Genomic DNA, 13,911 nt, shown 5'->3' with positions numbered 1-13,911 from the left:
CCACACGAGCGCGGGAGCTTAGGGCACGGAGATGAATCGAACAATAGCGCCAGGCATCCATTCGGCGATGGTGGACATTTGTCCAGCTCAGATATGGTTAGGGTGGGGTTTGATAGCATTGCGCAACCCGAGCAGGACCCTTCGAGAGAGTCGTCAATTGCAGTTCGAAATCGTCGAGCGGGACGAGACCTGGGTGGCCGGTCTTCCGGTTCGCAGTCCCAAACGCGCACTCGGTGAGCTGCGCGACCGTGACCTCGAAGCGGCATGGTCGGCGGTCTTGCATCAGGATCTCGGCGGGCCACTGGCCAGCGCCTATACCGACTACACCGGCGAGTTGAGCACCTACAACACCCAGATCGTGGGTTATCAGTGTGAATCGCTCGACCAGGTGACTCGTGGACATCTGGCGGCTCGGCTGCCGCGCGGTGCCTACGCGCGCTTCTCCTCGGTCGGCAATTTCCCGCAGGTGATGACGGATCTGTGGACCCAGATCGCCTACGCCGAGGAGCACAACCAGATCAAGCGCACCTTCACCGGCGATTTCGAGTGCTACCCGCACGCCTACAAGATCGAGCTGTACCTGGCGGTCGACCCGCGATGACGTATTCGATCGTGGTCCGTGGCGCGGCGCTGTACGGCGGCCTGGCCGTGCCCCGGGTGCATCCGAGCTTCAAAGTGAGCAACAGCGATCTGATCGAGTTCCTCAAGGACCGACTGCGCGACCGGTCCGGCGCCGGCGAACCGCTGCACACGGTCTACGTCCCCGATCCGGCGGGCAATTGGAACGCGCTGGTCGCGCGCGAATACGCGACTCCGGCCGACGTGCCGGTGGGCGATCTCATGCTGCGCGTCCCCAAGGGCATCTTCGCCCGTTTCGCGCCCAACGGTGACTATCACGACCCGGTGGAAGACGTATGGGCCCAGGTCGACGACGCGACGGCGTCGGCCGAGATCTCCCGCGCCTACCGCGAGGAGATCGAAGTGTGGCACGGCCCCGACACGGTGGAATTGTTCGTGTCGATCACTGTCGATAGCTGAAAGTTAGCCGAATTCGAACCGATCGGTCTTCATTCATTCACCTTTCGTGCCTTCACCCGCTCTGACCTGGGTTTATTTCAACTGGCTCAGAAGGTTACCGGAAAATTAGCCACTCGTATGGTGGATTCCTTCGGAATGACGGATACTGCACGAGTTGGCATCGGAAGGACGCCGACCGCGCGCAGGCGTTGAGCACGGAGTAGGAACACGATGGCTGACGAAGCTATGCGGGCTGGAGTGAGGTTGCGGAGCATTCACCGTCGCACCGAATCGGTCGAGGTGCTCCGGGTGTGGGGTCGGCTCGCTCCATGACCGACCCCGAATATCCGGCGATGGATCATCGCCCCCTCGTCCTCGATCCGACCGACCCCACCGACGCGGCAACCCTGCGGCAGCTGGCAGGCCGAGCCGAAATGCGCACCGATGACCTGCGCGCGGGGCTGCGTGCTGAACTGGCTCGGCTGACCGGGTTGCCGCCCGGGATCGACCCCGCCGAGGAACGCTGGGTCTATTACCCGTGGCGGCGCGCGCTGGTCGCGATCCTCGGGCCTGCCGCGTTCCGGGCGATCCGCTCGGACCGTAACCGCAACAAACTCACCAGCGGCGAACAACAGCGCCTCGCCCAGTTGGTCGTCGGCGTCGTCGGGCAGAGCGTCGGCCACTCGATCGCCTACACCCTCGCGCTCGAGGGCGGCTGCGGGCTGCTTCGCCTCGCCGACTTCGACACGATCGAACTGTCGAATCTGAATCGGGTGCCGGGCGGACTGTTCGATGTCGGCGTGAACAAGTCCGTCGTCACCGCGCGCCGAATCGCCGAACTCGACCCCTTCCTGCCGGTCGAGATCTGGCCCGAGGGCGTGCTGGCCGACACGGTCGACGAGTTCCTCGACGGGCTCTCGGTAGTGGTGGAGGAATGCGATTCCCTCGACATCAAATTCGCGGTCCGCGAGGCCGCGCGCAGGCACCGGATCCCGCTGCTGATGGAGACCAGTGACCGTGGGCTGTTCGACGTCGAGCGATACGACCTCGAACCTGATCGCGAACCCTTCCACGGACTGCTCGGCGCGACCACCGGCGAGCAGTTGGCCGGCCTCGACACCAAGGCCAAGGCGCCGCACGTGCTGCGGATTCTCGACCCGGGACAACTGTCGTCGCGGATGGCGGCCAGTCTTGCCGAGATCGGTGAAACGATCACCACCTGGCCACAACTCGGCAGTGACGTGCAGCTGGGCGCCGCGATCGTGACCGCGGCCGTTCGCCGGATCGGGCTCGGCGCCAAGTTGTCCTCCGGCCGGACCCGCGTCGATCTGGAGGCGACCCTGGACTCCCTCGCCGAGCCCGGCTATCTCGACGACGGCATCGACGCCGTCGTCGACGATCCCGTCGAACCGCCGCCCGCTGACCCGGTCGAGGCGATTCTCGCTTGCGCCCAGCGCGCGCCGTCGGGGGGCAACGTCCAGCCGTGGCGGTTGCGCGGCGACACCTCCACGATCGAGCTCGCCCTCGACCCCGCTGTGACCACCGCTATGGACGTGCAGCTGCGTGGCAGCGCCGTCGCGGTGGGCGCCGCACTGCACAACGCCCGCGCGGCCGCTGCCGCACACGGCTTGCTCGCCGACCAGGAACTGATCGTCGACGACCCGACGGCCCCCTTGATCGCCCGATTGCGGCTGCGCGCGGGCACCGATCCCGACCTCGCCGCCGACTATCCGCTCGCGCTCGCCAGACACACCAACCGCCGCCTCGGCGTCACGACGCCGCTGCCGGGATCGGTCCTGCCCGCGCTGGCCGACGCCGCGGCGGCCGAGCGGGCGAGCGTGCGCGCGATCACCCACGCCGACGCGCTGGCCGAGGCGGCATTGCTGCTCGGCGCCAGCGATCGCGTCCGCTACCTCACCCCCCAGCTACACGAAGAGCTCTACGCCGAATTGCGGTGGCCGGGCGAGGACTCGACCACCGGGATCGACGTGCGCACGCTCGACCCGGCCCCGGATGAACTGGCGAAGATGCAGGTCGGGCGCCGCACCGATGTCATGGATCGGTTACGCGAGTGGTCGGCGGGTTCGGCACTGGGCGAGTTCACCGTCGATCGAGTGCGGGCCAGCTCCGCGCTGGTGGCGATCACCTTCGCTGTCCGCGACGGCGGACCGGATCTGGCCGACTACGCACGGGCCGGTGCCGCGGTGGAAAGGGTGTGGCTACGTGCGCACCTGCTGGGTCTGGCGGTGCAGCCGGTGTCGCCGGTGTTCCTCTATGCCGACCGGCGGGATGATTTGCGCAGCGTTTCTCCCGAGTTCACAGATACACTTGCCAGCATTCAGAGACGTTTCCTGGACCTGCTGGAAATCCCTGAGGATGAGAACGTGGCATTGGTTCTTCGTCTGAGCTACGCCGCGGCTGCGAGCGTTCGCAGTCGACGGTTGCCGGTGCCCGGCAGTAGGACTGTGCCGGTGCCCGGCAGTAGCAACGACGGATAGCGCGGATCGGAGACAATGTGCCTCGGCAAACGCTCGACTCACTGGTGACACAGGTCGCCTCCGAGTTGATGGGTGTCGACGCCACGACCATGGTGGCGGTGAGCGAGCGTGTGCTCGCCGCCCTGGTCGAGCACTTCGATGTCGATGTGAGCTATTTACGCCACACCGACCGTGCGCGGCGTGCGACCGTCCTCATCGCGGAATGGCCACCTCGCGCCGATATCCCAGATCCCGATCCGCTGCGCGTCGTCGAATTCGAGCACGCCGATTCGGTCTTCCGGGTGCTCGAATACGCCGTCGAACCGCTGGTCGTGCGGCCCGGGACCGACAGCGCCGACTATCAGGAGACGATCCGCAAGTCCTCGGGCATCCCGGAGGTGGCCATGGCCTGCGTGCCGCTGGTCTCGCGCGGCGAGTCGACCGGCGTGCTCGGCTTCGTGAAGATGGGCGACCGCGCGTGGAGCAACCGGGAGCTCAACGTCCTCAAGGCGATCGCCGCTTTGTTCGCGCAGTTGCAAGCACGCGTGGTGGCGGAGGAACAGCTTCGCTACATCGCCCTGCACGATGACCTGACCGGGCTGGCCAATCGCCGCGCCCTGCTCGAATACATGGAGCAGCGGCTGCAGGCTGGCAACCAGGGCCCGATCGCTACCTTCTTCCTCGACCTGGACCGGCTCAAAGCGCTCAACGATTTCCTCGGCCACAGCGCGGGCGACAACTTCATCCGCACCCTGGCGCACAGATTGCGCCAGAATTTGGAACCCACCGACATGATCGCCCGGCTCGGAGGCGACGAGTTCGTGATCGTGCCCGCGATGCCGATGGACGCCGTCGCCGCCGAATTAGAGGCGACCCGCATCCAGGAGCTGATCGGCCGCCGCGTCTCGGTGGGGCAGGAATCGGTGAGTCGGGGTGTGAGTGTCGGTGTCGCACTGGGCATTCCGGGGGAGACCTCGGTGTCGGATGTGCTGCGCCGCGCCGATCACGCGCTGTTGTCGGCGAAGGCCGGCGGCGGCAACGGGGTAGCGGTGTTCACCGACGCGATGCGCGCGCAGTTCGAACTGCAGGACGACGTGGAGCTCAACCTGCGCACCGCGGTGTCGGATGGGTCGCTGGTGCTGCACTACCAACCCGAGGTCGACCTGCGCACCGGCCGGATCGTGGCGCTGGAAGCGCTGGTGCGCTGGCAGCATCCCACCCGCGGGCTGTTGCCGCCCGGCGCGTTCGTCTCGGTCGCCGAGGCCACCAACCTGGCCGGCGAACTCGGCCGGTGGGTAATCCGCTCCGCCTGTTCACAGTTCGCTGATTGGCGCAGGCGCGGCCTGGCCTCGAATGTCGTGATCCGGATCAATGTCTCTCCGGTGCAGCTGGTTTCGGCGGATTTCGTCGAACGAATCGAGGATGTCCTGCACATGTTCGGCATCGACGGCAGTTCGGTCTGCCTCGAGATCACCGAACACGTTGTGGTGCAAGACCTGGTACGCACCCGGCTCACGTTGCGCGGACTCAAGCGAATGGGCGTGCAGATCGCCATCGATGATTTCGGCACCGGCTACAGCTCACTGTCGCATCTCAAGGCGCTGCCGGTGGACGCGGTGAAGATCGACCGCGGGTTCGTCCAGCGACTCGGCGACAGCAACGACGACCTGGCGATCGTGAAATCGATTATCGGACTTGCCGGTTCGTTCGGCCTCGGCGTGGTCGGCGAGGGCGTCGAGACGGCGATGGCGGCCCGCACGCTCGTCGGCCTCGGCTGCTATCGCGCGCAGGGCTTCCTGATCGCACGGCCCATGCCCGCCGAAGAAGTCGAGGCACAGTTACGGGAGGGTCGCATCCCGCTCGATCTCGATCTGCCACGCGCGGGCCGCGGCGTGGCACCGAGCTGATCTTTCGACGCTGTTCACCTTTCGTTCCTCGGGCGGGAGCCCTAGGTAACCCGCGCGGCGCGACGATCGGCGGGTGCGCATCGTGCAGCTAGCCAATTTCTATGGCCCGCGATCGGGTGGGTTGCGCACTGCCCTGCACCACCTGGGTGAGGGATATGTGGCGGCAGGGCACGAAGTGGTGCTGATCGTGCCGGGGTCGCGTCGTTCGGAAGAGGTGCTGCCCACGGGCGCGCTGCGAATTACGCTGCCCGCGTTGGGGATTCCGTGGACCGGTGGTTATCGGGCGGCTGATCCGCGGCGGGTGGCCGATGTGTTGTCCGGGTTGTCGCCGGATGTGCTCGAGGTGTCGGACCGGCTCACGCTGCGCGGTTTCGGCCGGTGGGCGGGGCGTCGAGGGGTAGCGAGCGTGATGATCTCGCACGAGCGCCTCGACCGGCTGCTCGGCCAGTTCCTGCCCGGACCCGCCGCGCGCCGCTGCGCCGATGTGGCCAACCGGCGCACGGCCGCCGACTACGACATGGTCGTGTGCACCACCGATTTCGCGCGCGAGGAGTTCCTGCGGATCGGTGCGCCGAACGTGGAACTGGTACCGCTCGGCGTCGACCTCGACCTGTTCAGTCCACGCCGCCGTGACCTCGGCCTGCGCGCCGATCTCGGGGTCGCCGGACATCCGATGCTGGTGCACTGTGGACGACTGTCGGTGGAGAAGCGCGTGGACCGCAGCATCGAAGCGGTCGGCGCCCTGCACCGAGCCGGGGTACCGGCCCGGTTGGTAGTCGCGGGCGACGGCCCCCGCCGCGAATCACTCGAACGCCGCGCACGCACCCTGCCCGCCCTGCCCGGTGGTGAACCGGCGGTCCACTTCACCGGCTTCATCAACGACCGCGCGATGGTGGCGAAACTCCTTGCCACCGCAGATGTTTCACTGGCGCCCGGCCCGCACGAAACTTTCGGCCTCGCGGCCCTGGAGGCATTGGCCGCAGGAACCCCGGTAGTGGCCAGCCGTTCCTCGGCGCTCGCCGACATCGTCACCGCCGAATGCGGAGCCATCGCCGCCGACCGACCCCGAGCCTTCGCCCGAGCCGTCACCGACGTCCTGGCCATGCCGACCTCCGGCCGCCGCCTCGCCGCCCGCTCCCGTGCCGAACAGTTCGGCTGGCCGCGCGCGGTCGCGGGGATGCTCGCGGTGCTGGGGCGCTGAGGCCCCGGCAGCGCGGTCAGGCTTCGGCGGACCGGGCGGCCAGGACGGCGTCGTAGAGCTCGCGACGGGAGGCGCCTCGGCCTGCCGAGACTTCGGCGCAGGCGTCCTTGAGTCGCATTCCACCGGCCACCAAGGTCTCGACCTCGTCGACCAATTCGGCGGGCTCGGCCGAAACCGGTTGGGAGCCTTCGAGAACCACGGTGATCTCGCCGCGGGCCCCGTCGGCCGCCCAGGCGGCCAGTTCGCCGAGGGTGCCGCGCACGACTTCCTCGTAGGTTTTGGTGAGTTCGCGGCAGATGGCGGCACGGCGGTCGGGGCCGAGGACGGTGACCGCGTCGGTCATGCAATCGGCGAGGCGGTGGGGGGCTTCGAAGAAGACGATGGCGCGTTGTTCGGAGGCCAAGGTGCGCAGCCACTCTCGGCGCTGACCGCCCTTACGCGGGGCGAAGCCGTCGAAACAGAAGCGTTCCACCGGCAGGCCGGACAGGGCCAACGCGGTGGTGACCGAGGAGGGACCGGGTAGGCAGGTGACCGGGAGATCGCGTTCGACGGCGGCGGCGACCAGTCGGTAGCCGGGGTCGCTCACCGACGGCATGCCCGCGTCGGTCACCAGCAGGACGGTCAAGCCGCTCGCGATATCGTCGAGCAGACCGGGGATGCGGGCGGTTTCCACGTGGTCGTAAAAACTGACGATGCGGCCGGTGATCTCGACGCCGAGCGACTTCGCGAGTGATTTCGTGCGGCGGGTGTCCTCGGCGGCGACCACGTCGGCCGAACCGAGCGCGTCGCGCAGTCGCTGCGACGCGTCGCCGATATCGCCCATGGGGGTTGCCGCTAAGACCAACACAGTGTTGTCCCGCCTCTCCGGTATTTTGGGGCCGCAGGCGATCAGTACGGCGAGCGGTGCGTGCGATGAGCAGATGGCGCCCGATCCATTCTGTCAGGCGAGCGCGCGAGCCCTGTGCGCGCGTAGGTGGGGAAACGAGGGGGCACAGTGTCGGGTCGGACTTCGGTGGGCGTACCGCCTACGATCGGGGCGTGATCCCGGTGACCGATGAGCGCGCGATGCCCCCGTCGCGTCCGGTGTCGGCGTTGGTGAGTCCCGCGCCGCGGCGCCCGGCCGCCGATTTCGGCCCGCTCGACACCGCGCGTGGCTGGCTGGTCACCGCGGTGCTCACCTTCATCGCCGCGCTGACCAGGTTCGTCAACCTGAACTATCCGACCGATGCGCGCACCCCCGTCTTCGACGAAAAGCACTACGCCCCACAGGCCTGGCAGATGGTCACCGGCGGCGGTGTGGAGGACAACCCCGCCTACGGCCTGGTGGTACACCCACCCGTCGGCAAACAGTTCATCGCCATCAGCGAGGCGATCTTCGGCTACAACGCGTGGGGCTGGCGCGGTACCGCGGCGTTGGCGGGCACGATCCTGGTGCTGCTCGTGGTGCGGATCGTGCGCCGGATGGCACGGTCGACCCTGATCGGCGCCTTCGCGGGAGTGCTGCTCATCGCCGAGGGGCTGACCTTCGTCTCCTCGCGTATCGGCATGCTCGACATCTTCATGTCGCTGCTGGTCACCGCCGCTTTCGGCTGTCTGATAGTCGACCGCGACGAAGTCCGCGAGCGCATGGCTCGCGCGGATCTGGCAGGCCGGGTCGGCGTCTCGGACTGGGGCCCGCGACTCGGCGTGCGCTGGTGGCGGTTCGGCGCGGGAGTGCTGCTCGGGCTGGCGTGCGGCACCAAATGGTCGGGCATCTACTACATCATGTTCTTCGGCCTGCTGAGCGTGGCCTTCGACGTGAGTGCGCGCCGCGCGTACGGGGTGCGCAGGCCGTGGCTCGGCACGATGATCCGCGACGTGGGGCCCGCGCTGTACGCGCTGGTGGTGATTCCGCTGGTGGTGTATCTGTCCTCGTACTGGGCGTGGTTCGCCAGCGAGAACGGAGTGTTCCGGTACGCGGTGGGCAATCAGGTCGGCGGCGGTGGCACGTTCGCGTTCCTGCCCGACGCGCTGCGCTCGCTCTGGTACTACCAGGGCGAGACCCTCGACTTCCATTCCAGCCTCACCAATTCGGCGGGCAATCACCATCCGTGGGAATCCAAGCCGTGGACCTGGCCCATGGGCCTGCGCCCGATGCTCTACTACTACGCCGACGGCACGGTCACCGGTTGCGGCGAAGCGCAGTGCGTGAAGGCCGTGATGGCCGTCGGCACGCCCGCGCTGTGGTGGCTGGCGCTGCCCCTGATCGGCTGGATGGTGTGGCGTTCGATCGTGCGCCGCGATTGGCGCTACGCGGCGGTGCTGGTGGGCTACGGCGCCGGGCTGCTGCCGTGGTTCCTGACGCTGGACCGGCAGATGTACTTCTTCTACGCGGTGGTGCTCGCGCCGTTCCTGGTGATGGGGATGGCGCTGGCGCTCGGTGACATCCTCGGATCGGCGAGACCCGCGGGGCTGCCGCGCAGTCCCACGGGCACCTATCTGCCCGCCCCGGTGAACGAGCGCTACGCGCTCGGCTTGCTGATCGTGAGCATCTATCTCGGCGTGGTGATCGCCAACTTCGTCTGGCTGTGGCCGATCCTCACAGGTCAGGCGATCACGCCGCAGAACTGGCAAGACCACCTCTGGCTGCCAAGCTGGCGGTAACGCCGGGTAGTCAGTCCATGGCGCGGTGGACGAATTCGATCGCGTCGGCGTCGTCGAGGCCGAGTCGTCGGATCGTGGTCACGTAGTCGACGGCGGCGCGGCTGGCTATGTCGCGGGTCGGGTCGCCGGAGGAGGCGATGAAAGAGCCCTGGCGGCCACGGGTTTCGAGGACGCCGTCGGCTTCCAGCTCGCGGTAGGCGCGGGCGACGGTGTTGGGGGCGATGCCGAGGTCGGCGGCCAGCGCGCGGACCGTGGGAATCTTGGTGCCCGCGGTGAGCGTGCCCGCGCGGACCTGTTCGATCACGGCTGTTCGCAACTGCTCGTAGGGCGGCTGGGTGGAATCAGTGGACAGCTCGACGTGGAACACGGTGCTCACACCTCGTCTCGGGACAGCGGGCAGGACATGCAGCGGGGGCCGCCGCGGCCGGAGCCCAGCTCCGAGCCGCTGATGGTGAGGACCTCGATACCCGCCTCGGTCAGGCGCGAGTTGGTCATCTCGTTGCGTTCGTAGGCCACGACCACCCCTGGCTCGAGGGCGAGGGTGTTGTTGCCGTCGTCCCACTGTTCACGTTCGGCGTCGGGTCCGTCGCGGCCGGTGTCGATCACGCGCAGCTTCGGGATGCCTATCGCCTTGGCGGCGGCGGGCAGGAAGGGCTCGGGACCGCTGATGCTGATACGTTCGAGGTCACCGCGTCCGGAGAAGCCGTCCTCGCGGCGGATCGTGAACGCCTCCAAGGATTTCCGCACTCCCGGGTACATCACCACCGCGTCGGTGTCGACCATGGTGCAGACGGTGTCCAGATGCATGGTCGCCCGATTCTGTGCGATCGGCACCACCAGGACGGTGTGTGCGAGATCGTCGTCGAACAGGCTGCGCGCCAACGCTTCCGCGCCCGCGGGCGTGGTGCGCTCGCCGACGCCCACGGCGACAACGCCTTTGGCGAGCAGCAGCACATCGCCGCCCTCGATCGGCGCGGTATGCGATTCGTAGGCCCGTCGCACGCCGAGGAAGCGCGGATGGAACGCGTAGACGAGATCGGTGATGGAGGTCTCGCGGCTGCGCGCGGGCAGCGCCAGCGAGGTGATCGCGACCTTCGGACCGACCCAGAACGAGGAATCGCGGGTGAACAGCAGATTCGGCAGCGGATCGATCACGAAGTCGCCGCCGTGGTGCATGCGCCGCACCAGTGAGGTGGCGTCGGGGCCGAACGGCAGCTCGTCGAAGGTCATCCCGGCCATCAGGATGTCGGCGAGTGCGGGGGCGTCGAATTTGCGCAGTTCGGCGGCGAGCTGGTCGGCCAGGCCGTGGCCGAGCCTGCGGGCGTCGACCGCCGCCGAGATGCCCTGGATCCTGGCTGCTCCACTGGCGCTGAGGGTTTCGGTCAGCAGATCTGCCAACAACAGCACTTCTACGCCGCGGTCGCGCAGTACGGTGGCAAAGGCGTCGTGTTCGGCTTGTGCGCGTTCGACCCAGGGGATTCCGTCGAAAAGCAGCTGATCGTTGTTGCTCGGGGTGAGACGGCGTAGTTCTGCGCCAGGGCGGTGCAGCAGCACCGTCCGTAGCTGGCCGACCTCGGAGGTGACGGTCAGACGCGAGTCGGGGGCGGTTCCCATTGGCAAACCGTAATGCGAGGACGGCGTGTCTGCGAGCCGCAACGCGCTGGGTTCGGCCACGGTGTGCTCACCCCTGACACGTGTTCCGCCCATTTTTCGTACACGACACGAATACCTGAAGTATTGTTTAGGTGGTAGTGGGAGGAGCTATAGATGACGATGGCCGATTGGCAAACGAAGGAGCTGACCCCCGGGCAGCTTTCCGATCGTAGTGGAGTTGCAGTGTCCGCGTTGCACTTCTACGAACGCGAAGGTCTCATATCGAGCCGTCGAACCAGTGGCAATCAACGTCGATATTCTCGCGAGACATTGCGTCGGGTCGCCTTCATTCGCATCTCGCAGCGGGTGGGCATCCCGCTCAGCGAGATCCGTTCGGCACTGGATCGCCTCCCCGAGGGGCGCACGCCCACCCGTCGCGACTGGGAAACCCTGTCGACCACGTGGCGCGAAGATCTCGACGATCGCATCACTCAGCTGGTGCGCCTGCGCGACAACCTGACCGGCTGCATCGGCTGCGGCTGCCTCTCGCTCGGCTCGTGCAAGCTCGTCAACGAGCACGATCGCCTCGGCGCGGAGGGCCCCGGCGCGCGTGTGCTCGATGTCCAGCTGAACTGCCCGCCCAAATCCGGCTGCGTCTAGCTCTTGTCGGATGCCTGGGGCATCATCGCTGGTATGACTTCTCTGGATGCCAAGGCGAAGACTCTGCTCGAACTGCACCGTCCGGGAAATCCGGTGGTGTTGCCGACGGTGTGGGACGCGTGGTCGGCGAATGTCGCTGTAGCCGCTGGTTTTTCGGGATTGACCATGGGCAGCCATCCGGTCGCAGACTCGATCGGTCGCGCCGACGGCGAGGGCATGAGCTTCGATGAGCTCCTCGCGCGCGTCACCCAGGTCACCGGATCCGTCGAGCTTCCGGTCTCGGTCGACATCGAATCCGGCTACGGCCTCGAACCGCTGCAGCTCATCGACGGCCTGCTCGCCGCGGGCGCCGTCGGCCTCAATATCGAGGACACGGTCCACAGTGAGGGCAAGCGCCTGCGATCGCCCGCCGAACACGCCGACCTGGTCCGCGGTCTGCGCGAAGCCGCCGACGCGGCGGGCGTGCATGTGGTGGTCAACGCCCGTACCGACCTGTTCGTGCGTCAAGACGGCGAGGAGTCCGACCGCCTCGACCGCGCCATCGCCCGGCTGACCCTGGCCGCCGAAGCGGGCGCCGACGTTCTGTACCCCGTGGGCAAGCACGCCGACGCCGATCTGCGCCGGCTCACCACCGAGCTGCCGTTGCCGGTCAACGCGATCGGCCAGCCGGGCGCCCCGGCCAAGGACTACTTCGCCGAACTCGGTGTAGCCCGCATCAGCTTCGGCCCGTTCCTGCAGGCCGCGCTGGGCGCCGAAGCGACCAACCTGCTGGCCGCCTGGAAATAACGCCGGGCCGGACCAGCTGTGGCGCACGGCGAAAGGTCGTGCGCCACAGCTCGTTCGACTATTCCTTGGGCTCGATGTAGCGCGGGAAGATCGGTTCCGGCGCAGGCAGGTCGAGGCCGGGGGCCAGAGGTGTGGCGATATCGGTGAAGGTGCGGGCTTCCTGGGCGAGCAGGTCCAGGATCTTGGCCGCGGAGCCGGGCATCACCGGCTGGACCAGGATGGCGACGATACGGACCACCTCGAGGGTGACGTAGAGGACCGTCGCCATGCGGGCCAGGTCTTCTTCGGTGCCCGACTTGCGCAGTGCCCAGGGGGCATTGGCGGAGAAGTAGCGGTTGGTTTCGCCGAGGGTGAGCCAGATGGCTTCCAGGGCGAGGTGCATCTGCTGGACGTCGAACTCGGCGCGGCACTTGGCGAGCAGCCCGTTCGCGCGGTCGAGCAGCGCACGGTCTTCGTCGGTGAACTCGCCGGGCGTGGGGGACTTGGCGTCGCAGTTCTTGTTGACCATGGTCAGGCTGCGCTGGACCAGGTTGCCGAACTCGTTGGCCAGGTCGCTGTTGATCCGGCCCGCGATGGCGTCGTTGCTGTAGCTGCCGTCCTGGCCGTAGGAGATCTCGCGCAGCAGGAAGAAACGCACCTGGTCGAGGCCGTAGGTGGACACCAGCGAGAGCGGGTCGACGACATTGCCCGTCGACTTCGACATCTTCTCGCCCTTGTTGTACAAGAACCCGTGCACGAACACCCGGTCCGGCAGTGCGATCCCGGCCGACATCAGGAACGCGGGCCAGTACACCGTGTGGAAGCGGGTGATGTCCTTGCCGATGATGTGCAGGTTCGCCGGCCAGAACTTCTCGAACGCCGCGGAGTCGGTGTTCGGAAAGCCGACGCCCGTCAGGTAATTGGTGAGCGCGTCGACCCACACGTACATCACGTGGTCGGGCTCGCCGGGGACCGGAACGCCCCAGTCGAAGGTGGTGCGCGAGATCGACAGATCCTTCAGACCGGCCTTGACGTAGCTGACGATCTCGTTGCGCCGGGTCGAGGGCGCGATGAACTCGGGGTGATCCTCGTAGAGAGCGAGGAGCTTGTCCTGATACGCCGAGAGCTTGAAGAAGTAGTTCGACTCCTCGGTCCAGGTGACCGGGGTCTTGGTCTCGGTGGACTCGCGGGTGCCGTCGGCGAGGAGGGTGGTTTCGTCCTCGTTGTAGAAGGCCTCGTCGCGCACCGAGTACCAGCCGGAGTAGTTGCCCAGGTAGATGTCGCCGTTGGCGAGCATCCGCTCCCAGATGGCTACACAGGCGGCCTGGTGGTCCTCGTCGGTGGTGCGGATGAAGCGGTCGAACGAGATGTCGAGGGCTTTGTCCATCGCCTCGAAGACATCGGAGTTGCGGGCCGCGAGTTCCTGCACTCCGATGCCTTCGGTGGCAGCGGTCTGCTGCATCTTCTGACCGTGCTCGTCGGTGCCGGTCATGAAGAACACGTCGTAACCGTCGAGTCGCTTGAAGCGGGCGATCGCGTCGGTGGAGATGTACTCGTACGCGTGGCCGATATGCGGCGCACCGTTGGGGTACGCGATGGCCGTCGTGACGTAGAAGGCGGGCGCCTCGGCGCCTACGGGTGCACTCAT

At 67.2% G+C, this 13,911-nt stretch carries 12 protein-coding genes; 8 read left to right on the top strand and 4 right to left on the bottom strand.

The window, feature by feature from the left end; genetic code table 11:
- Window positions 1-157: 157 nt before the first annotated feature.
- The 5 genes from IBJ82_RS16060 (at window position 158) to IBJ82_RS16040 (ending at window position 6,602) form a co-directional block, all read left to right on the top strand.
- A complete protein-coding gene (locus tag IBJ82_RS16060) occupies window positions 158-601 on the top strand; it encodes a GyrI-like domain-containing protein (protein ID WP_194826706.1) in 444 nt (147 codons plus the stop codon).
- Complete coding sequence (locus IBJ82_RS16055) at window positions 598-1,038, top strand: AraC family transcriptional regulator (protein WP_194826705.1); 441 nt, start codon at window positions 598-600, stop codon at window positions 1,036-1,038. Before IBJ82_RS16060 ends, IBJ82_RS16055 begins: the two co-directional genes overlap by 4 nt.
- A gap of 308 nt (window positions 1,039-1,346) precedes the next feature.
- Entirely contained in the window at window positions 1,347-3,515 is a 2,169-nt protein-coding gene (locus tag IBJ82_RS16050; protein WP_228537146.1) for an Rv1355c family protein, read from the top strand.
- Between the two features lie 68 nt (window positions 3,516-3,583).
- Window positions 3,584-5,401: a bifunctional diguanylate cyclase/phosphodiesterase gene (locus IBJ82_RS16045; protein ID WP_194827180.1), complete on the top strand. Its 1,818-nt coding sequence runs from the start codon at window positions 3,584-3,586 to the stop codon at window positions 5,399-5,401.
- 73 nt (window positions 5,402-5,474) lie between these two features.
- Window positions 5,475-6,602 (top strand): glycosyltransferase, encoded by a 1,128-nt coding sequence (locus IBJ82_RS16040; RefSeq protein WP_194826704.1) that lies wholly within the window; start codon window positions 5,475-5,477, stop codon window positions 6,600-6,602.
- Window positions 6,603-6,618: 16 nt separating this feature from the next.
- Here IBJ82_RS16040 and rsmI read toward each other — a convergent pair whose 3' ends face one another.
- A complete protein-coding gene (gene rsmI, locus IBJ82_RS16035) occupies window positions 6,619-7,473 on the bottom strand; it encodes a 16S rRNA (cytidine(1402)-2'-O)-methyltransferase (protein WP_370585366.1) in 855 nt (284 codons plus the stop codon).
- 167 nt (window positions 7,474-7,640) lie between these two features.
- Between rsmI and IBJ82_RS16030 the strand changes: the two genes are divergently transcribed.
- Window positions 7,641-9,245 carry a dolichyl-phosphate-mannose--protein mannosyltransferase gene (locus tag IBJ82_RS16030; RefSeq protein WP_370585332.1) on the top strand — a complete coding sequence of 535 codons (1,605 nt, stop codon included), beginning with the start codon at window positions 7,641-7,643 and terminating at the stop codon, window positions 9,243-9,245.
- 10 nt (window positions 9,246-9,255) lie between these two features.
- On the opposite strand, the gene IBJ82_RS16025 is transcribed toward IBJ82_RS16030, so the two are convergent.
- Window positions 9,256-9,621, bottom strand: a complete 366-nt coding sequence (locus IBJ82_RS16025) for a GntR family transcriptional regulator (RefSeq protein WP_370585331.1) — start codon at window positions 9,619-9,621, stop codon at window positions 9,256-9,258.
- Window positions 9,618-10,859 (bottom strand): arginine deiminase, encoded by a 1,242-nt coding sequence (gene arcA / locus IBJ82_RS16020; protein ID WP_194826702.1) that lies wholly within the window; start codon window positions 10,857-10,859, stop codon window positions 9,618-9,620. Before arcA ends, IBJ82_RS16025 begins: the two co-directional genes overlap by 4 nt.
- Before the next feature lie 153 nt (window positions 10,860-11,012).
- Here arcA and soxR point away from each other — a divergent pair, with 153 nt between their 5' ends.
- Together soxR and IBJ82_RS16010 are read left to right on the top strand one after the other, a co-directional pair.
- Window positions 11,013-11,498: a redox-sensitive transcriptional activator SoxR gene (soxR, locus tag IBJ82_RS16015; RefSeq protein ID WP_056813892.1), complete on the top strand. Its 486-nt coding sequence runs from the start codon at window positions 11,013-11,015 to the stop codon at window positions 11,496-11,498.
- A gap of 33 nt (window positions 11,499-11,531) precedes the next feature.
- On the top strand, window positions 11,532-12,284 hold the full coding sequence (locus IBJ82_RS16010; RefSeq protein ID WP_194826701.1) for an isocitrate lyase/phosphoenolpyruvate mutase family protein: 753 nt from the start codon (window positions 11,532-11,534) through the stop codon (window positions 12,282-12,284).
- A 58-nt stretch (window positions 12,285-12,342) separates the two neighbouring features.
- Here IBJ82_RS16010 and metG read toward each other — a convergent pair whose 3' ends face one another.
- Entirely contained in the window at window positions 12,343-13,911 is a 1,569-nt protein-coding gene (gene metG / locus IBJ82_RS16005) for a methionine--tRNA ligase (protein ID WP_194826700.1), read from the bottom strand.

The organism is Nocardia sp. XZ_19_231, assembly GCF_015355705.1.
Lineage (GTDB): Bacteria > Actinomycetota > Actinomycetes > Mycobacteriales > Mycobacteriaceae > Nocardia > Nocardia salmonicida.
The sequence above is the reverse complement of the archived record's forward strand: the minus strand, read 5'-3'. Positions and strand labels throughout refer to the sequence as shown.